Raw genomic sequence first — 17261 nt, forward strand, 5'->3', positions numbered from 1 at the left:
CGAGGGCGCGCCCTGGCCTTCCAATCGCCGAAACATCTCATAAGCTGCGAGCGAATGGGACATTTGGCCCGCCCCGTGGCCGACGGTGTTGGCAAGCGAGTTGTTTTCGATGAATACCGGCAAATGATCACCGGGTTGGGACAGGCCAAGTTGGGTGTTTTGGGTGACCAAGTTGATGCCTCGGTCGCCGTACAGATTGAGAGTTTTGTCGGCATCAAATCGGGGGGCGCCACCCAGGGCTGCAAATACCCGATCGACGTTGCCCAACGTCTGACCCAATACGCTGTAGCCGGCTGCATTGATCGTCACTGCGCTGGCGGTGCTGGCCGGGAATAGGCGGCTGAAGGCACTGGCCAGATGGCCGCCCAAGCTGTGCCCGGTCACATCCACGGCCTGACCGGGGCCGATCAATCCCAGACCGGGCTGAATGGATGAGCCTATGACGATTTGATAGGCTTGTCCGAATTCGATCACAACGTCTTGGTGCCCGGCGGCGATTCGGCTTTGAGCGACCAAATCGGGGATCGGGATGGAAGATGCCACGGCGTAGACCGAAGTCGTCGGGGTGGAAATCGATTGCCACCAGTTGTACAGGTCTAGGATTTGCTCCCAAGCCAGGCCGTTGACGACGAGGTCAGCGAGGTCGGCGGCGGCCAGATCGGCATAGACCTGGGAGAGAACGTTGGCCTCGGTACCCCGAACGGCAACGACGTAGCGCGGCTCACCGGGAGCTGGTTCGAGGCGCTCGAACAGGGTCGCGCTGAAGCCGCTGGGGGTGTTGGAGCGGTGCGCGACGACGCGCCAGTGGTTGATAAATTCGTCCGCCCGAGCTTCCGCCCAAGGAGTCGGTGAATCCGCCTCAAGGACCGCCGCCAGCGCAGCACCTTCCAAGGTGCTGCCTTGAGGAATCTCACCAAAATTTCGGTAGCTTGCCTCCGCGAGGTCTGCGAGCCCTGAAATGCTTGCCACGTTGATCATTTTTTCACCCCCTTCATTTCATATGAGTATTGAACAAGCCTTACCAATGGCGATTCAGATTGAGAAAAGCAGCTCTCACGCACTCGCCAAAACAATGCATCGCCTTGGTTTCCCTTCGCGTAATCTGTACTCCTAGCTAGGACCGCACCATCAATCAAGTCGACTATACGGGTCTCCGTACGGGTGATCTCAATCCCCCAAGATTCTGTTGTGCTGATCTTTTGATCCCACGCCCTACGCCCCCCAAAGTCAATGCGCCGGGAAAACCCCTCGATAGTCTGCGGCACCTTAGTACTCTTTGTCAGATCAATGCCTTTCAGTCGATCGTGAATGCCCGGATGGCGCGCCCTCCACTCCGTCGGGCTGATAAACTCTTCATAGCCAGCGTCTCGCTCACAGGCCTGCCTGAAACTCAGAGCCGTAGGAATTTGGCTCCAGAACACTGGCAAATAGACTAGAAGAAAGCCACCAACCGCAAAGCCAATACCTCGCCAAACTGATCTATTGCCGTCGCGTCCAATTCGCCACGCCCCCCTAATGACCAAGAACATGATTGCCAAATAAATTAGCCCCGCCAACAAATAGATCAAACCGAGCATGTTTGCTCCCCATTCCTGCGGGCCATCCTTCTTGAACACGCTGTCTTCGCCCGATCGACGTTGCCCAACGTCTGACCCAATACGCTGTAGCCGGCTGCATTGATCGTCACTGCGCTGGCGGTGCTGGCCGGGGATAGGCGGCTGAAAGCACTGGCCAGATAGCCTCCCAAGCTGTGCACGGTCACTCGCGCGGCGGCCTGCGTGGGGCTGCCGGGCTCGTACCAGGTGATCACGAGGTCTTGCGATGCGCCGCGCGCCACGAGGCTGTACACCAGCCCGCTGGCTTCGTCGGTCCACACGGTTTGGCCGGCCTGCGCCCCGCCAAACCACAACCGCCCGAGCCCGTCGGCGTCGATGACGATGTCCTGGCCCGCCCCAGCATCAAAGTGGTAGTCGTCGACGCCGGCGCCACCGAGCAGGGTGTCGGCGTCGCTGCCGCCGTCGAGCAGGTCGTCGCCGGCGCCGCCAACCAGGACGTCCCAGCCGCCGCCGGCGCGCAGCACGTCGGCGCCGCTGCCGCCGATGGCGGCGTCGTTGGCGAGGATGCTGGCTTGCCAGTTCATGGCGCCGCCGCCGGTCTGGATGTGCCAGTGGCTGGCGTCTTGGAAGCCACCCACTTCAAAGGGGTCGCTGCCCATGGCGGTGGTGGACAGGGCGTCGCGCAGCAGGGGCAGGCCTTTGAGGGTGGGGCTGTTGATGTCGTCGAGGTTGACGTGCAGCGCGCCCGATTCGAGGCGGAAGAGACCGCTGGTGTTGTCGGCGGGGGCGTGGTGGTGGAAGTCCATCGCCAGGGCGATGAGGGCTTGGCGCACATCGGGGCGGGCCGTCAGACCTTCGGTGCCGCGCAGCAGGGTGAGGTCGTCGGTGAAGCGGGTCAGTGCGCTGGGCTGGCCCGGGCCTTGGCTCAGGCCTTGGCGGATGTGGTCGTTGACGAGGCGGGTGATGAAGTCTGGGGTGGCGGAGTTGGGGTCGGTGGCGTAGAGGCGCGTATCGAGCAGGGCGGGCAGGAATTCGGGGATGTCTTTGACGCGCTGGCGCAGGCGGTCGTCAAAGAGGAAGGCGGCGTGCAGGTTCATGCCGTGCAGGCCGAGGGCGTACTCCAGGGGCTGGGCGCTGTCGCCGAGGTCGATGCCGGTGTCGGTGCCGACGAGGGTGGGCAGGAAGACGCGGGCGTACTGGAGGAATTCGCCTTCGTTGTAGAGGTTGGTGATGGCGGCCTCGCGCCGCTCGACTTCGCCCTGCGCCAGAAGTTCGCCGACGAGCAGTTCGCGCAGGCGGTTGACCTCTTCCAGGACGGCGATGCTGGCGCTGCCGGCGGACTGGACGGTGGCGGCGGTGATGGCGGCGCCGATGGCAACGGCGCTGGTGGCGGAGCGCTCGAAGGGGGCGGCGGCGAAGGTGGTGGCGGGGCGGTCGTACCAGACGGCCATGGTGGCGGCGAGACCGCCGCCCAGGCTGTGGCCGGTGAAGCTGATGCGGGCGGGGTCGTGGCCGTGTTGCACGGCCCAGTCTTTGACGGCGAGGTAGTAGGCGGAGGCGCTGAGCTGCTGGCCGATGCCCAGCGGCAACAAGCGGTCGAAGGCCAAGCCGAGGTCGGCCGCGAGATCGCCCGCCGTGTTCCACGCCCGCCCGGCAAATTCGAGCAGGAAGTCGGTGCCTTTGTAGGCGATGACGATCTCGCCGGTGGCCGCGTTGAGGTAGGCACCCCCGGTGAAGCTGAAAGGGTTGAGGGCGTTGAGGTTGTCGCCGGCGGTGAAGCCGAGCCGCTCAAGGGTTTCCCAGCCAGGGGGCAAATCAAGCTTGTTTTCATCTCCAAGTGGTCCCCCGCCTCGCTGATCGTTGTACACATAAGCTGCCATCGCAGCAAGTTCAAGATTCGTTGACATTTACCTACCTCCGTACAGTTATTGATTAATCAGTTATGGGTGAGCCACCGCTTCTACGCGAATACTTGATAGCAAGGTCTTGATAGTCAACCAGAGAAATGTCCTTACCAAACTGCCCTCTATCCCCAAAGGGATCGCACCATCTTTGTTCCTTCAAATCTAATTTCAAGCTTGCAATACTAGATTGTGGAATGCACGGGAACACATTTTCTTGTCGCCTAATGTGCTCGGGCAAAGAAAGAAACGGAATCCGTTTGAATTCATCTCCCGCCCAGACAAATCCCACCAAATAATTCTTTGGGAACCGATATATCAAATACTGACGATCGCCTCTTGGCGCACCAAAAACATACACCTTCCCATCGACCACATCCACCCGCATTGGCATCAAATACGAATGCCACACCCGTTTCCCACCCAATTCCGGCAAATCCAGTGTGACCCAGCTTTGGTTGGTGCCGTAGTTGTCGAAGTACTGGCGCTTTTGGTGGATGGTGATGATTCGGCCGTCGGAGAGGCGGACTTCTTCGTACCAGCTGGGGTAGCGTTTTTGATAGAAGTGCCACGCGACGGCGGCTATCGCCCCGATGACGGCCAAGGCCAAGAGCAGGGGCAGCCAGGGGAAGGGTTTGGAGAGCGAGACGCGGGGGTTCATGCGGCGATCTCCTCATGGCGGCCGTTCGCCTTACGAAGATGCTGAGTTCGGCTGGTCGCAGGAGCCGAGAGACTCGGATTTCGATTCAAAGGCGTTTGGTCACCCCGATGAAGGAATCTGAAATCGGCCGCCAGCGGGTCTTCGCCGGCGGCCACACAACGCTCGGGCGCGGTTTGCTGACTGGTCTGGCCATCGAGGTCGGCAACCGCTGCGAGGGCTGGGCACTGCGAACGCGCCCCGTTCTGGGCGCTGAAGACGATTCCTGGCATCAATGGCCCCCCTGACAAACCGATGTCTGAAACTCGGGCAAAGCGGCGCGCGGGTTGACTGCGTTAAAGGGTGCTTCTTAGTGCATGGAATGCCGCGATACCCCCCATGGGCGCTGGGGTGGCTCCGGTCAGGGCCGGTGGGCGGAGCCGCAATCGGGCGGCAGGCGCGGCGGCTCAACGGCCGGCGGGTTCAGCGCATCTCGCGACGGCTCGGCCGTCTCATGAACCGCCGCGCTGGCCGCCGCGCCCGATCCGGCGTCGCCACACCCAGGCCAGCGCGGCGACCACCGCCAGCACCCCAGCGGCCAGCGCCCAGACGAGCGCGGCCTGCCCGTGGACGACGACACCGTCGGCGAAGTGGGCGTCGGTGTCGGTGAGGAGCAGTTGGGCGCGCTGCCAGGCCAGTACCGCAAAAGCCGCGGACAGGCCGGCGCAGACCAAAGCCACCGCGGCCAGTGCGCGGCGCATCAGCGGGGCGCGCAGGCGCGCGCGACCTTGATGGCCAGCTGGTGCAGGGCCAGCCAGGGGTCGGCGGGCCAGTCCGGCACCTTCAGGCCCTTGACGATGCCATCCACGGTGTGGGCGTCGTCCAGCCAGCGCGCGACCTGGCCGGTGGTGAGCCCCGGCAGCGCGCGCTCCATCAGGCGCTCCTTCATGCCCCACACGCGGTTCTCGCGCAGGGCCACGGGCAGCGGCCGGCCGGCGTCGAGCGCCAGGCGCACGCGGTGCAGCGCGCGAATGTCCTCGCTGAGCGCGAAATGCACCAGCACGGCGGCCTCGCCTTCGGCCTGCAGGCCGTCGAGCATGCGCTGCACGCGCAGCACCTGCCCGGCCAGCACCGCCTCGGCGAGCTTGAACACGTCGTAGCGCGCCACGTTGAGCACCGCGGCCTCGACCTGCTCGAACGACAGCTCGCCGGCCGGGTGCAGCAGCGCGAGCTTCTGGATCTCCTGGTGCGCCGCCAGCAGGTTGCCCTCCACGCGGTCGGCGAAGAACTGCAGCGTGCGCTGGCCGGCCTCGCCCGCGGCCACGCGCTGACCCTGGGCCTGCAGGCGCTGCGCGATCCAGGCCGGCAGCGCGCCGCGCTCCACCGGCTCCACCTTGACCGCCACGCCGTGCGCCTCCAGCGCCGCGAACCAGGCGCTTTTCTGGGTGGCCATGTCCAGGCGCGGCAAGACCACGAGGTTGAGCACCGCGTCGTTGCCCGCGGCCGACTCGGCCAGCCGCTGCAAGGCGACCGACCCGTCCTTGCCCGGCTTGCCCGACGGCACGCGCACCTCCACGAGCTGCTTGTCGGCAAACAGGCTCAGCGAGGCGCCGCTGGCGAGCACGGCGCTCCAGTCGGCATGGGCGCCGGTGAGGGTGTGGACAGTGCGCTCGGTGTGGCCCGCGGCGCGGGCCGCGGCGCGGATGGCGTCGCAGGCTTCCTGCACCAGCAGCGGGTCGTCGCCGTGCACGGTGTAGAGCGGGCGCAGGCCGCGCTGCAACTGGGAGGCGAGCTGCGCCGCGGCGATCTGCATCGCGGCGCCTTCAGCGCGGGCCGACCGCGGCCAGCCGGCGGATGACCTGCTGCACGATGTCGTCGGCCATGTCGAGGTACAGGCGCTCTTCTTCGCTGGCCTTGGACAGCACCGCCGTCTCGCTGAAGCTCAGGTCGCGCTCAAGCAGCAGCTCGGTCTCATCGATCAGGTCGCGGCCGGCGAGCGTGCGCAGGCGGAAGCGAAAGCGCGTGCGCAGCTGCAGCTCGCGCACCTGGCCGGCGGCGGTCTGGCCGACGGCGCGGCGTTCGCGTTGGTCCTGCAGGACCGTGAGCACCACCTGCGGCGCGGCATCGCCGGCGGCATTGGTCGGGCTGTCGCTGCCGATCACGGTGAGGCCGTTGAGACGCAGCTGCCGGCGCAGCTCCAGCGCCACCGGCGTGGCTTCGCTGCCGGCCAGGCGCAGCGTGTCGAAGGCGAACCGCGGGGCCTGGCGCAGCTGAAAGCCGCAACCCGCCAGCGCGGCCGTGCCGGCGGCCACCAGCAGCCCCAGGCCGGCACGACGGCGTGTGACGGCGGTGTGCATCAGACCACCACGTTGACCAGGCGCCCGGGCACCACGATCACCTTCTTGGGCGCGGCGCCGGCGGCCGCCTTCTGGAACGCTTCGCTGGCCAGCGCCGCAGCCTCGATGGCGGCCTTGTCGGCCCCGGCCGGCACGGTCACGCTGCCACGCAGCTTGCCGTTGACCTGCAGCACCAGCTCGATCTCGTCCTGCACCAGCGCCGCCTCGTCCACCGCGGGCCAGGGCGCGTCCAGCAGGTCGCCCACGGCGCGGGCGTAACCCAGCTCGCTCCACAGCGCGTGGGTGATGTGCGGGCAGGCCGGGTAGAGCATGCGCACCAGCAGCGACATGCCTTCGCAGCGCACGGCCGCGTCGCCCGGGCTGTCGTCGTGGGCGAAGTCTTCCAGCGCGTTGAGCAGCTTCATGCAGCCGGACACCACGGTGTTGTATTGCATGCGCTCGTAGTCGTAGCTCACCTGCTTGAGCACAAGGTGCATCTCGCGGCGCAGCTTGCGCGCCTCGGGGCGCAGGGCGGTGCCGCTGAGGTCCTGCGCCGTGGCGGCGCGCAGGGCTTCGGCGTGGCGGTGACCAAAGGCCCACACACGCCGCAGGAAGCGGTAGCTGCCCTCCACCGCCGCGTCGTTCCACTCCAGCGTGGCTTCCGGCGGCGCGGTGAACATGGTGTACAGGCGCGCGGTGTCGGCGCCGTACTTTTCGATCAGGTCCTGCGGATCGACGCCGTTGTTCTTGGACTTGGACATGGTGCCCACGCCCTCGTAGTCGATGGACGTGCCCACGGGCAGGTCGCCGACCGCGTTTTTCAGCTGGGCGCCGACAATCTTGCCGCCCTCGTCGAGCACATGCTCCACGTCGTGCGGCCAGAAGTACTCCTTGCCACCCTTGTCGGTGCGGCGCGAGTAGATGTGGTTGAGCACCATGCCCTGCGTCAGCAGCTTGGTGAAGGGCTCATCCACCTTCACCAGGCCCAGGTCGCGCATGACCTTGGTCCAGAAGCGCGCGTACAGCAGGTGCAGGATGGCGTGCTCGATGCCACCGATGTACTGGTCCATCGGCATCCAGTAGTCAGCGCCACCGGCCACCATCTGTTCGCCGTTCTTCGGATCGCAATAGCGCATGAAGTACCAGGACGAATCCACGAAGGTGTCCATGGTGTCGGTCTCGCGCCGCGCGGGTTGGCCGCAGCAGGGGCAGTCGACCTTCAGGAAGGCCTCGCACTTGTTCAGCGGGTTGCCGCTGCCGTCCGGTACCAGGTCCTCGGGCAGGCGCACCGGCAGGTCCTTCTCGGGCACCGGCACCGGGCCGCAGGATTCACAGTGGATGATGGGGATCGGCGTGCCCCAGTAGCGCTGGCGGCTGATGCCCCAGTCGCGCAGGCGGAAGGTGGTCTTCTTCTCGCCCAGGCCCTTGGCGGCCAGCAGCGATGCGACCTTGTCCACCGCGGCCTTCTGGTTCAGGCCATCGAGCACGCCCGAGTTGACGCACACACACTTTTGCTTGTCGCCGTACCACTCGGCCCAGGCGTCGGTGGAGAAGGTCTCGCCTTCGACCGCCACCACCTGCTTGATCGGGAGCTGGTACTTGAGCGCAAACGCGAAGTCGCGCTCGTCGTGCGCCGGCACGCCCATCACGGCGCCGTCGCCGTAGCTCATCAGCACATAGTTGCCGACCCAGACCTCGACCTGCGCGCCGGTGAGCGGGTGGGTGACGAACAGGCCGGTGGCCATGCCCAGCTTTTCCTGCGTGGCCAGTTCGGCTTCGGTCGTGCCGCCCTTCTTGCAGTCTTCGATGAAAGCCGCCAGCTTGCCGTTGCTCGCCGCCGCGTGCAGGGCCAGCGGGTGCTCGGGCGCCACGGCGCAGAAGGTCACGCCCATGATGGTGTCGGCGCGCGTGGTGAACACGTACATGCGACCGTCGCCGATCAGGCTTCCGTCGGCGGACTTGATGTCGTGCGTGAAGGCGAAGCGCACGCCCTCGCTCTTGCCGATCCAGTTCTCCTGCATCAGGCGGACCTTGTCGGGCCAGCCATTGAGCGTGGCCTTGTCGTTGCCGATCTGCACGTGGTTGAGCAGCTCGTCGGCATAGGCCGTGATGTTCAGGTAGTAGCCCGGGATCTCGCGCTTTTCCACCAGCGCGCCGGTGCGCCAGCCGCGGCCGTCGATCACCTGCTCGTTGGCCAGCACCGTCTGGTCCACCGGGTCCCAGTTGACGATCTGGGTCTTGCGGTAGGCGATGCCCTTTTCCAGCATCTTCAGGAACAGCCACTGGTTCCACCGGTAGTAGTCGGGCGAGCAGGTGGCGACTTCGCGCGACCAGTCGATGGCCAGGCCCATGGCCTGCATCTGTCGCTTCATGTAGGCGATGTTGTCGTAGGTCCACTTCGCCGGCGGCACGCCGTTCTTCAGCGCCGCGTTTTCGGCGGGCAGGCCGAAGGCGTCCCAGCCCATGGGCATCAGCACGTTCATGCCCTTCATGCGCAGGTGGCGCGTGAGCATGTCGTTGATGGTGTAGTTGCGCACATGGCCCATGTGCAGCTTGCCGCTGGGGTAGGGCAGCATCGAGCAGGCGTAAAACTTCGCCTTGCTGGTGTCTTCGGTCACGCGGTAGGCGTCGATGGCGGTCCAGTGCGCGTGCGCGGCGCGCTCGACGTCGTGGTGGGCGTATTTGTCTTGCATGAAGCGGGCGGGGGGATCGGCGGGCGCGGCGCGCCCCGGCGGATCGCGGATTTTAGGCCGGGCCGCTCAGCGCGCGGGCGCCGCGGGCTCGGCCACGAAGCCGATGCGAGACAGCCCGGCGGCCTGCGCTCGGCCGATCAGGCCAGCCACCTGGCCGTACGGCACGCGCGCGTCGACCCGCAGCTGCAGTTCGGTGGCCGGATCGGCCTGGGCCGCGCGGGCCAACGCGGCATCGAGCGCCGCATCGTCCAGCGCGGCGCCATCGAGCTCGCGGCGGCCCTGGGCGTCCAGCGCGAGGGTCAGCACGGTCGCAGGCGCCTCCGCCGCGCGCGCGGCCGGGGCCCGCGGCAGGTCCAGCGCCAGGCGCGTGGCCATCAGCGGCGCGGCCACGATGAAGATCACCAGCAACACCAGCATCACGTCGACCAGCGGCGTGACGTTGATGTCGGCGAAAGGGGTGTCGGCGCGCGGGCGCTCCAGCCGACCGAAACTCACGCACCGCTCCCGGCCGGTCGTTCAGCCCCGCCCCGCCCTTCGCCCAGGTCGCGCAGGTCCCGGGCGAAGCCTTCCAGATCGGCCTCGATCTGCGCGATGCGACGGCCCAGCACGTTGTACGCCAGCACCGCGGGGATCGCGACCGCCAGCCCAGCCGCCGTCATCACGAGGGCCTCGCCGACCGGCGCGGCCACCTGCTCAATCCGAAACCGCTCATCCAGGCCGATCGCGGCCAGCGCGTGGTAAACGCCCCAGACCGTACCGAGCAGGCCCACAAAGGGCGCCGTGGCGCCGACGCTGGCCAGCAGCGTCTGGCCAAACTGCAACCGGGCCAGCACGCCATGCAGGGCGTCGCGCAGCGCGCGGGTGAGGTGAAGCCGGGGTTCGCCGGCGGTGGCCAGCGTGCCGGCCGGCGCGCCCTGCAGCGCTTGCACCGCCCGCACGAGCGGCGCGATCAGTCCCACCGGGTCAAAGGTCACCAGCCGCCGGGCGGCGTCCTCCAGGTCGGCGGCTTGCCAGAACGCGGCGGTGGCCAGCGGCAGGCTGCGCGCAGCGCGGTGGAGCAGCCAGCCTTTCCAGACGATGACCACCCAGCTCGCCACCGACATGGCCAGCAGCAGCAAGGCCACGGCCCGCCCGAGGGCGTCGGCCTGCGCAAGGGTCTGCCACATGGGCGGTGCGGCGCGGCGTCAGCGCAGGTTCAACACGTCGAACATGTCGAACAAGCCCGCGCGGCGCCCCGCGAGATAGCGCACCGCCCGCAGGCTGCCCTGCGCGTAGGTGACGCGGCTGCTCGACTTGTGCGTGATCTCGATGCGCTCGCCGGTGCCGGCGAACAGCACGGTGTGGTCCCCGACGATGTCACCGCCCCGGATGGTGGCGAAGCCAATCGTCGACGGGTCGCGCTCGCCCGTCACGCCTTCGCGGGCGTACACCGCGCAATCCTTGAGATCGCGACCGAGCGCCCCGGCGATCACCTCGCCCATCTTGAGCGCGGTGCCGCTGGGCGCGTCGACCTTGTGGCGGTGGTGCGCCTCGATGACCTCGATGTCGTAGCCCGTGGACAGCGCTTTGGCGGCCATCTCCAGCAGCTTGAGGGTCACGTTCACGCCCACGCTCATGTTGGGGGCCATGACGATCGCCACGTCGCGCGCGGCGGCGGCAATCTCGGCCTTCTGGGCGTCGGTGAAACCGGTCGTGCCGATCACCAGGTTCACGCCATGGCGCGCGCAGGCCTTCAGATGGGCCAGCGTGCCTTCCGGGCGGGTGAAATCGATCAGGCAATGGCTGCCGGCCAGACCGGCATCAAGGTCGGCCGTGATCGCCACGCCCAGCGGCTGCCCGTCAAAGGCGCCAGCGTCCTGGCCGATGGCCGGGCTGGCGGCGATGTCCAGCGCGCCCGAGAGCACACAGTCGCCGCTGTGGCGCACGGCATCGATCAGCATGCGGCCCATGCGCCCGCTGGCGCCGGCCACCGCCACGCGGTGGGTGGCCGCGCTCATCGCGTCCCCCCGGCGGGCGCGCCTTCCAGCGGCGGGTAACTCGCGGCCGGCGTCGGCGTGGGGCCGGCCGGCGCGGCGGGGGCCGGCGTGGCGCGGCTGTTGTGGCGCGCGTCAAAGGCCTTGAGCTGCTCGTCGGTGGCCTGCAGCACCGGCGGCTTGCCGCTGCTGCGCTTTTTCACGTCCAGCGAGGCGACAAACTCGACCTCGCTGGGCAACTCGTCGGCCTCGAAACGCTCGAGCACGTCGTTCTTGAAAAACAGCGCCACGCGCCGTTGCTGCTCGGGCTGCCCCTGGCGGCGGAAGGTGAACACGTAATCCCACCGGTCGGCGTGGAACACGCTGGTCAGCAGCGGCGAGCCCAACACGTTGCGCACCGCCTCGCGCGGCATGCCGGTGCGGATGGCCGCCATCTGTTCGCGGGTCACCACGTTGCCCTGAACGACATCGATCTTGTACGGCGTGACGACGCTGGTGATCGAGGGCAGGCGCTCGCCGAGGCTGGAGCAGGCTGAGAGGGCGCCCACCAGCGGCAACCACAGCACCGTTCGGACAGCCACGGCGCCGGCCCGGCGCGAGCGGATCAAGGGGAAGCTCATGTCACAAACCCTGCTCAGAACAGGCCCGCCCGGGTCGGCGGACCGGCGCCAGCGAGGCGCTGGCGATATGATCCGGGCATTGTAGCCCCGGGGTCCGCGGGCTCCCGCCCGACGCCATGAGCAACATCGACGAACTCAAGAGCACCGGCCTGAAAGCCACCCTGCCGCGGCTGAAGATCCTCGAGGTCTTCCAGAAAGGCCGGCAGCGGCATATGACGGCCGAAGACGTGTTTCGCGTGCTGCTCGACGAGCGCTCGGATATCGGGCTGGCCACCGTGTACCGCGTGCTGATGCAGTTCGAACAGGCCGGACTGCTCACGCGCAGCAACTTTGAGTCGGGCAAAGCGGTCTACGAGCTCAACGAAGGCCAGCACCACGACCACCTTGTCTGCCTCGACTGCGGTCGCGTCGAGGAGTTCTTCGACGCCGAGATCGAAAAGCGCCAGCAGATGATTGCGCAATCCCGCGGCTTCCAGCTGCAGGAACACGCGCTGTCGCTCTACGCGACCTGCACCAAGACCGACTGCCCGCACCGCCAGAGCGCCGCCGCGCGCAAGGGCTGAATCCGCCGCACAGACACCACGCCAAGCGCAAAAAAGCCCTCGCTCGGAGGGCTGTGTCGGCCGGAAACCGGCGTGGCGTGTGGAGACTGGCGCGGCTGGCGGGGATCGAACCCACGACCCTTGGCTTCGGAGGCCAATACTCTATCCACTGAGCTACAGCCGCGTTGGCTGCATTCTACCAGCGGGCGCTCGGGTGTCAGGCCGATGCAGGGGGCTTGGCTATAATCATGGGCTGTTTGCCGAGCGATCCGGCACGCTTTCCCCCGCCCCCGCCGCGCCCGCGCGACGCCCTTTGAGGACACCATGAGCGACCACGCCCACGATTCCCACACCGGCCCGATCAAGACGCCCAGCCAACTGCTGTGGACCTCGTTTTTTGCGTTTGTCGCGCCCGTGTTCATCATCATCGGCCTGGTCTATTTCGTGACCTCGGGCAACAAGCCCGGCGCTGGGGCCACCGACACCGAGCGCGACGTGGCCGAGCGCATCCAGCGCATCGGCACCGTCGAGCTGCGTGACGCCAACCGCCCGCTGCAGGCGGGCGACGCGGTCTACAAGGCGCAGTGCGCGGCCTGCCACGACGCGGGCCTGGCCGGTGCACCGAAGATCGGCGATGCCGCCGCGTGGTCGGCACGCATCGCGACCGGCTACGAGGCCCTGCTGACGTCCGCCCTGAAGGGCAAGGGCGCGATGGGCGCCCAGGGCGGCGGCAACTTCTCCGACATCGAGATCGGCCGCGCGGTGGTGCACCTCACCAACGCGTCGGGCGGCAAGTTCCCGGTGCCCAACCCGCCGGCGGCCGCTGAAGCGCCGGCCGCAGCGGCTGCGCCCGCGGCGGCGCCCGCTCCGGCCCCGGCAGCGGCGGTGGTGGCGGCGGCCCCGGCCGCTGCGGCACCGGCGCCCGCAGCCACCCCGGTGGCAGCGGCGGCGAACGGCGAGGCGCTGTACAAGCAAGCGTGCATGGCCTGCCACGTGGCGGGTGTGGCCGGTGCGCCGAAGTTTGGCGACAAGGCCGCCTGGGCCCCGCGCATCGCGCTCGGCGTGGACGCGCTGACCGCCAGCGTGATCAAGGGTAAGGGTGCAATGCCGCCCAAAGGCGGTGCCGGCGCGGCATCGGACGCCGAGATCAAGGCCGCGGTGGCCTACATGGTGAACGCCGCGAAGTGAGGGGTGTCGGGACACGGTCGATGTCCCTCCCACAACCAGCCGGTCCCCGACCGGCTTTTTTTATGCCCGCCGCTGGCGCGGGAGTTCAGCGCGGATGCCGCTCGAATCCCCAGCGCGCGGGCAAGCCGGCGTGGTCGGCCGGCTCGGGCGACCAGCGCCCCGCCTCGATCCAGTCCGCGGCCAGCGCCATGTCGGCGCTGTGCACCCGACCCAGGCCCAGCTCGGTGGCCAGGTACAGGTGGCCGGCCTCATCCACGAGGCACGCAGCTTCCCGCTGAGGAGCCTGGCCGGTGTGAGCGAGCACGCGGCCGTCGGGCTGCAGGCGCCACACCAGCGGTGTGTCTTCGAGATCGACGTACACGCGCTGCGGCCCGTTCTGGAAGTACCAGCGCCCGGCCTCGTCGGGCTGGTAGTTGCGGTGGATGAAGGCGATGAGCTTGTCGTGCTGCAGCCGCGAGCCTTTGCTCTGGGGAAAGGGGCCCGCGGCCTGCACGCGGTCATCGCGCATGTACCAGTCACCGCGTGCGTCGAGCCCGAGCCAGCCGAAGCAGTGGGGCACGTGGGGCCACTTGGCGAGGGCGGCTTTGACGATGTCGTCCATGGTGGTGCGCGAGGCTGGGGATCAGCGGTGTTGCAGCAGCCACTCGCCCACGGCCCGCGGCATCGCGCGCACATGGCCGGGCAGGCCGAGCGGCGCCTGTGACACCGGGAAGCCGACGTGACCGCCCTGGGCGGGTTGCCACAAGGTGACACGAGCGCTCACGTCGCGCGGACCGGGGAGCGAGACGGCCGGTACAAACGGATCGTTGCGCGCGTTGAGCGCGAGCGCCGGCACGCGGACGTCGCGCAACACGGGCTTGGCCGAGGCCTCGGCCCAGTAATGATCGGCGTCGCGAAAGCCGTGCAGCGGGCCGGTGAAGACGTTGTCGAAAGCGTGGAGCGTGCGCGCGGCGAGCAAGGCCTCGCGGTCGAACAAGCCGGGGTGTTGCTGCAGTTTGCGCAGGGCCTTGGGCACCATCGTGTTGAGGAACATGCGCGTGTAGACCGCGCGCGAGAAGCCCCGCCCCAGCGCCACGCCACCCGCGGCGAGGTCGAGCGGCGAACACACCGCGGCCACCGCGCGCACGCGGCGGGCGGCCGCCTCGCCGTGTTCACCGGCCCAGCGCAGCAAGGCGTTGCCGCCGAGGGACACGCCGGCGGCCAGCAGCGGCCGGTGCGGCGCCGTGGTGGCGAAGCGCGCCAGAATCCAGTCGATTTCGGCGTGGTCGCCCGAGTGGTACGCACGGGGCGCGAGGTTGAGTTCGCCGGAACAGCCGCGGAAGTGGGGCACGGACAGGCACACGCCGGCGGCGGCGGCCCAGTCGGCAAAGGCCTGGGCGTACTGGCTGGATGACGAACCCTCCAACCCGTGGAACAGCACGAGCTGGGGCGCGTCGGGCGGGGTGGGGTGCTCGGCGTGGTCGACGTCGATGAAGTCGCCATCGGGCGTGGTCCACCGCTCGCGGCGCCAGCGCGGGGGCGTCCCCCGGTGGCGCCGTGCGGCCAGCGCGGCCCAGATGGTTTGGGCGTGGCCACCGGGCAGCCAGTGCGGGGCACGATAGCCGGCGGCGAAGGGGGCCGATGACGGCCCTGGCACGGCGCTCAGACGGGCAGACGGTGCCATCAGTGCAGCACGGGCGCCACGGTGATGACCTCCGGCGGCTCGGTGCGTGAGCCGGGACTGGCGTGGTGGGCCAGCATCCGCCAGCCCTGGGGCGTGCGCGCATAGACGTTGGTCGCCACGACCCAGGCCTGTTGCAAGCCGTCGTCGGTGAGGACGGTTACTCGCTCGACCACGCTGTGCACGCTGCAGGCTCCGCTGTCCACGCGCCGCACCTTTTCCGGCTGCGCCATCACCGCACCGCTGGCGAACATCACCTCGAAGGCCCCGCGGATGGCCTGGTGCCCCACCAGCCGAGGCCCGCCGGGATGGACACACACGATGTCCTCTTCATCGGCCCAGCAGGCCATCAGACGCTCGATGTCGGCGTGCTGAAGCGCGTCGTAGAAAGCGGCCTCCGTGTCGTCGGGCGTGCCCGGGGGCTGTTTCGGTTTTCGCATGCGCCGATTGTGCCGAAGCGGCGGGGAACCGGGGAAGCGTCGGACTTCCCTGGCGCGCTGGCGCCCGGCGTGGACCGGGCCCACCGACGGCGGGGCGCCGCCGGGGCGGCGGTATAGTCGTTGCGATGGTCCCCGCGGGCGTCGTGATGGCGCGCTGCGCAATCTGTATCGGGAGGTTTCCATGCGCCCTGTGTTTCACCGCTTGCTGCTCACGGTGTCTGGCCTGCTGCTGGCCGCGGGCCTCACCGGCTGCGGCTACAACGATTTCCAGCGCCTGGACGAGCAGAGCCGCTCGGCCTGGGCGGAGGTGCTCAACCAGTACCAGCGGCGCGCCGACTTGATCCCGAACATCGTGGCCACGGTGCAGGGCGAGGCCAATTTCGAGCGCGACACGCTCACACGCGTGATTGAAGCCCGCAGCAAGGCCACCGCGATCCAGGCCACGCCCGAGTTGCTCAACGACCCCGCGGCGCTGCAGCGCTTTCAGGCTGCGCAGGGCGAGCTGGGCAGTGCGCTGAGCCGGCTGATGGTGGTCGTGGAGCAGTACCCGTCGCTCAAGGCCAACCAGGGGTTCAGCGACCTGCGCGTGCAGCTGGAAGGCACCGAAAACCGCATCGCGGTCGCGCGCAACAGATACATCGAGTCGGTGCAGGCCTACAACGTGCTCGCCCGCAGTTTCCCGACCAACCTCACCGCCATGGTGTTCGGCTACCAGCCCAAGCCGGGCTTCACCGTCGCCAACGAGGCGGCCATCAGCGCGCCGCCGAAGGTCGAGTTCAAGACGACGCCATGAGCCTCGCCACCGGCCACGGTTGGCGGGCGGCCTGGCTCGCGCTGCTGGGGCTGGCGCTCTTCTGCGCGATGGCGCCCCGCGGCTGGGCGCAGACACCACAGCCGGTTCCCACGCTGCAGGCCCGCGTGATGGACCTCGCCGAGGCACTCGCGCCGGCAGACCGTCAGCGGCTGGAGGACAAGCTCGCGGCCTTCGAGGCCGAGCGGGGCGCGCAACTGGTGGTGGTGGTGCTGCGGACCACGGCGCCCGAGGACATCGTCGACTACACGCAGCGGCTTGGTGACGCGTGGCGTCTCGGCCGGCGTGACGTGGGCGACGGCCTGTTGTTCGTGGTGGCGCTGGACGACCGGCGCCTGCGGATCGCGCCAGCGCGCGCGCTGGAAGGGGCGGTGCCGGATGTGCTGGCCCGACGCATCCTGGATCAGGCCGTCGCGCCGCGGCTGCGCGCGGGCGATCTGCCGGGGGGCATCGAAGCCGGCCTGGACGCCCTCTTCGCCGCGATTCGCGGCGAGAACCTGCCGCTGCCGTCCCCCGGCGCCACCGCGTCGATCGACGCCTCGTCGGCGTGGGAATCGCTGCTGTTCCTGGCCTTCACGCTTCCCATCATGGCGGGCTTTCTTCGCCAGGTGGCCGGACACCGCGCCGGCGTCGTGTTGACCGGGGTGGCCAGTGGCGCGGCGGCGTGGGCGCTCAGTGGCTGGTGGTGGGCGGTGCCGGTGGCGGCCGTGGCGGGCTGGCTGGTGGCGTTGCTGGTGCGCGCCCTGCCGGCCGGCGGCGGCGGACGCGGGCCGGCACCGGGCGGCGGCGTTGGGTGGGGCGGCGGCGGGCGTTCCGGGGGGTGGGGAGGTTCCCGCGGGGGCGGCTTCAGCAGCGGCGGTGGCGGCGGGTTTGGGGGCGGCGGCGCCTCCGGGGGGTGGTGACT

The 17261-nt window shown here is 68.6% G+C and carries 20 protein-coding genes and 1 tRNA gene; 6 read left to right on the top strand and 15 right to left on the bottom strand.

Annotated features, from left to right (window positions below; translation table 11 throughout):
• The first annotated feature begins 75 nt into the window (after window positions 1-75).
• On the top strand, window positions 76-336 hold the full coding sequence (locus tag AC2D80_RS14080) for a hypothetical protein (RefSeq protein ID WP_484633664.1): 261 nt from the start codon (window positions 76-78) through the stop codon (window positions 334-336).
• Window positions 337-974: 638 nt separating this feature from the next.
• Here AC2D80_RS14080 and AC2D80_RS14085 read toward each other — a convergent pair.
• Genes AC2D80_RS14085 through AC2D80_RS14095 form a run of 3 tightly spaced genes read right to left on the bottom strand, consistent with a single transcriptional unit; the run spans window position 975 to window position 4118 of the window.
• Window positions 975-1616: a hypothetical protein gene (locus tag AC2D80_RS14085; protein ID WP_484633665.1), complete on the bottom strand. Its 642-nt coding sequence runs from the start codon at window positions 1614-1616 to the stop codon at window positions 975-977.
• On the bottom strand, window positions 1565-3463 hold the full coding sequence (locus tag AC2D80_RS14090; protein WP_484633666.1) for a Tle-like phospholipase domain-containing protein: 1899 nt from the start codon (window positions 3461-3463) through the stop codon (window positions 1565-1567). Before AC2D80_RS14090 ends, AC2D80_RS14085 begins: the two co-directional genes overlap by 52 nt.
• 25 nt (window positions 3464-3488) lie before the next feature.
• Entirely contained in the window at window positions 3489-4118 is a 630-nt protein-coding gene (locus tag AC2D80_RS14095) for a hypothetical protein (RefSeq protein WP_484633667.1), read from the bottom strand.
• A 107-nt stretch (window positions 4119-4225) separates the two neighbouring features.
• Here AC2D80_RS14095 and AC2D80_RS14100 point away from each other — a divergent pair, with 107 nt between their 5' ends.
• A complete protein-coding gene (locus AC2D80_RS14100) occupies window positions 4226-4402 on the top strand; it encodes a hypothetical protein (protein ID WP_484633668.1) in 177 nt (58 codons plus the stop codon).
• Between the two features lie 204 nt (window positions 4403-4606).
• Here AC2D80_RS14100 and AC2D80_RS14105 read toward each other — a convergent pair whose 3' ends face one another.
• From AC2D80_RS14105 to AC2D80_RS14140, 8 genes are all read right to left on the bottom strand, one after another.
• Window positions 4607-4855 (bottom strand): hypothetical protein, encoded by a 249-nt coding sequence (locus AC2D80_RS14105; RefSeq protein WP_484633669.1) that lies wholly within the window; start codon window positions 4853-4855, stop codon window positions 4607-4609.
• Window positions 4855-5907, bottom strand: a complete 1053-nt coding sequence (gene holA / locus AC2D80_RS14110) for a DNA polymerase III subunit delta (protein WP_484633670.1) — start codon at window positions 5905-5907, stop codon at window positions 4855-4857. The genes AC2D80_RS14105 and holA overlap by 1 nt, the downstream gene beginning before the upstream one ends.
• Before the next feature lie 10 nt (window positions 5908-5917).
• Window positions 5918-6451: an LPS-assembly lipoprotein LptE gene (locus AC2D80_RS14115; protein WP_484633671.1), complete on the bottom strand. Its 534-nt coding sequence runs from the start codon at window positions 6449-6451 to the stop codon at window positions 5918-5920.
• The gene (leuS, locus tag AC2D80_RS14120; protein WP_484633672.1) at window positions 6451-9123 is read right to left on the bottom strand and encodes a leucine--tRNA ligase; all 2673 of its coding nucleotides are present in this window, start codon (window positions 9121-9123) and stop codon (window positions 6451-6453) included. Before leuS ends, AC2D80_RS14115 begins: the two co-directional genes overlap by 1 nt.
• Before the next feature lie 66 nt (window positions 9124-9189).
• Window positions 9190-9618, bottom strand: coding sequence for an ExbD/TolR family protein (locus AC2D80_RS14125; protein ID WP_484633673.1), 429 nt, complete (start codon window positions 9616-9618; stop codon window positions 9190-9192).
• Complete coding sequence (locus AC2D80_RS14130) at window positions 9615-10289, bottom strand: MotA/TolQ/ExbB proton channel family protein (protein WP_484633674.1); 675 nt, start codon at window positions 10287-10289, stop codon at window positions 9615-9617. The genes AC2D80_RS14125 and AC2D80_RS14130 overlap by 4 nt, the downstream gene beginning before the upstream one ends.
• An 18-nt stretch (window positions 10290-10307) precedes the next feature.
• Window positions 10308-11120, bottom strand: coding sequence for a 4-hydroxy-tetrahydrodipicolinate reductase (gene dapB, locus AC2D80_RS14135; RefSeq protein WP_484633675.1), 813 nt, complete (start codon window positions 11118-11120; stop codon window positions 10308-10310).
• The gene (locus tag AC2D80_RS14140; protein ID WP_484633676.1) at window positions 11117-11716 is read right to left on the bottom strand and encodes an outer membrane protein assembly factor BamE; all 600 of its coding nucleotides are present in this window, start codon (window positions 11714-11716) and stop codon (window positions 11117-11119) included. The genes dapB and AC2D80_RS14140 overlap by 4 nt, the downstream gene beginning before the upstream one ends.
• A gap of 116 nt (window positions 11717-11832) precedes the next feature.
• On the opposite strand from AC2D80_RS14140, the gene fur reads away from it, so the two are divergent.
• Complete coding sequence (gene fur / locus AC2D80_RS14145) at window positions 11833-12279, top strand: ferric iron uptake transcriptional regulator (protein WP_484633677.1); 447 nt, start codon at window positions 11833-11835, stop codon at window positions 12277-12279.
• Window positions 12280-12366: 87 nt separating this feature from the next.
• On the opposite strand, the gene AC2D80_RS14150 is transcribed toward fur, so the two are convergent.
• Window positions 12367-12442 (bottom strand) — tRNA-Arg (locus AC2D80_RS14150).
• 140 nt (window positions 12443-12582) lie between these two features.
• On the opposite strand from AC2D80_RS14150, the gene AC2D80_RS14155 reads away from it, so the two are divergent.
• Window positions 12583-13446, top strand: a complete 864-nt coding sequence (locus AC2D80_RS14155; RefSeq protein WP_484633678.1) for a c-type cytochrome — start codon at window positions 12583-12585, stop codon at window positions 13444-13446.
• 85 nt (window positions 13447-13531) lie between these two features.
• Here AC2D80_RS14155 and AC2D80_RS14160 read toward each other — a convergent pair whose 3' ends face one another.
• From AC2D80_RS14160 to AC2D80_RS14170, 3 genes are read right to left on the bottom strand one after another with little or no spacing between them, the layout of a single operon-like run.
• Window positions 13532-14047 carry a DUF2946 family protein gene (locus AC2D80_RS14160; RefSeq protein ID WP_484633679.1) on the bottom strand — a complete coding sequence of 172 codons (516 nt, stop codon included), beginning with the start codon at window positions 14045-14047 and terminating at the stop codon, window positions 13532-13534.
• 21 nt (window positions 14048-14068) lie between these two features.
• Window positions 14069-15109, bottom strand: coding sequence for a YheT family hydrolase (locus tag AC2D80_RS14165; RefSeq protein ID WP_484633680.1), 1041 nt, complete (start codon window positions 15107-15109; stop codon window positions 14069-14071).
• Window positions 15109-15546 (bottom strand): YybH family protein, encoded by a 438-nt coding sequence (locus tag AC2D80_RS14170; RefSeq protein ID WP_484633681.1) that lies wholly within the window; start codon window positions 15544-15546, stop codon window positions 15109-15111. Before AC2D80_RS14170 ends, AC2D80_RS14165 begins: the two co-directional genes overlap by 1 nt.
• Before the next feature lie 181 nt (window positions 15547-15727).
• Between AC2D80_RS14170 and AC2D80_RS14175 the strand changes: the two genes are divergently transcribed.
• Window positions 15728-16339: a LemA family protein gene (locus tag AC2D80_RS14175; RefSeq protein ID WP_484633682.1), complete on the top strand. Its 612-nt coding sequence runs from the start codon at window positions 15728-15730 to the stop codon at window positions 16337-16339.
• Window positions 16336-17259, top strand: a complete 924-nt coding sequence (locus AC2D80_RS14180) for a TPM domain-containing protein (protein WP_484633683.1) — start codon at window positions 16336-16338, stop codon at window positions 17257-17259. Before AC2D80_RS14175 ends, AC2D80_RS14180 begins: the two co-directional genes overlap by 4 nt.
• Window positions 17260-17261 lie beyond the last annotated feature (2 nt).

It is taken from the genome of Hydrogenophaga sp. T66, assembly GCF_057219855.1.

What these genes read in the sequence shown, in the direction of transcription:
- holA (WP_484633670.1), bottom strand. Translation starts at nt 5,907, where the DNA reads ATGCAGATCGCCGCGGCGCAGCTCGCCTCCCAGTTGCAGCGCGGCCTG.
- AC2D80_RS14115 (WP_484633671.1), bottom strand. Translation starts at nt 6,451, where the DNA reads ATGCACACCGCCGTCACACGCCGTCGTGCCGGCCTGGGGCTGCTGGTG.
- AC2D80_RS14100 (WP_484633668.1), top strand. Translation starts at nt 4,226, where the DNA reads ATGAAGGAATCTGAAATCGGCCGCCAGCGGGTCTTCGCCGGCGGCCAC.
- AC2D80_RS14175 (WP_484633682.1), top strand. Translation starts at nt 15,728, where the DNA reads ATGCGCCCTGTGTTTCACCGCTTGCTGCTCACGGTGTCTGGCCTGCTG.
- AC2D80_RS14165 (WP_484633680.1), bottom strand. Translation starts at nt 15,109, where the DNA reads ATGGCACCGTCTGCCCGTCTGAGCGCCGTGCCAGGGCCGTCATCGGCC.
- AC2D80_RS14130 (WP_484633674.1), bottom strand. Translation starts at nt 10,289, where the DNA reads ATGTGGCAGACCCTTGCGCAGGCCGACGCCCTCGGGCGGGCCGTGGCC.
- AC2D80_RS14155 (WP_484633678.1), top strand. Translation starts at nt 12,583, where the DNA reads ATGAGCGACCACGCCCACGATTCCCACACCGGCCCGATCAAGACGCCC.
- AC2D80_RS14095 (WP_484633667.1), bottom strand. Translation starts at nt 4,118, where the DNA reads ATGAACCCCCGCGTCTCGCTCTCCAAACCCTTCCCCTGGCTGCCCCTG.
- AC2D80_RS14180 (WP_484633683.1), top strand. Translation starts at nt 16,336, where the DNA reads ATGAGCCTCGCCACCGGCCACGGTTGGCGGGCGGCCTGGCTCGCGCTG.
- fur (WP_484633677.1), top strand. Translation starts at nt 11,833, where the DNA reads ATGAGCAACATCGACGAACTCAAGAGCACCGGCCTGAAAGCCACCCTG.
- AC2D80_RS14170 (WP_484633681.1), bottom strand. Translation starts at nt 15,546, where the DNA reads ATGCGAAAACCGAAACAGCCCCCGGGCACGCCCGACGACACGGAGGCC.
- dapB (WP_484633675.1), bottom strand. Translation starts at nt 11,120, where the DNA reads ATGAGCGCGGCCACCCACCGCGTGGCGGTGGCCGGCGCCAGCGGGCGC.
- AC2D80_RS14160 (WP_484633679.1), bottom strand. Translation starts at nt 14,047, where the DNA reads ATGGACGACATCGTCAAAGCCGCCCTCGCCAAGTGGCCCCACGTGCCC.
- AC2D80_RS14140 (WP_484633676.1), bottom strand. Translation starts at nt 11,716, where the DNA reads ATGAGCTTCCCCTTGATCCGCTCGCGCCGGGCCGGCGCCGTGGCTGTC.
- AC2D80_RS14105 (WP_484633669.1), bottom strand. Translation starts at nt 4,855, where the DNA reads ATGCGCCGCGCACTGGCCGCGGTGGCTTTGGTCTGCGCCGGCCTGTCC.
- AC2D80_RS14090 (WP_484633666.1), bottom strand. Translation starts at nt 3,463, where the DNA reads ATGTCAACGAATCTTGAACTTGCTGCGATGGCAGCTTATGTGTACAAC.
- leuS (WP_484633672.1), bottom strand. Translation starts at nt 9,123, where the DNA reads ATGCAAGACAAATACGCCCACCACGACGTCGAGCGCGCCGCGCACGCG.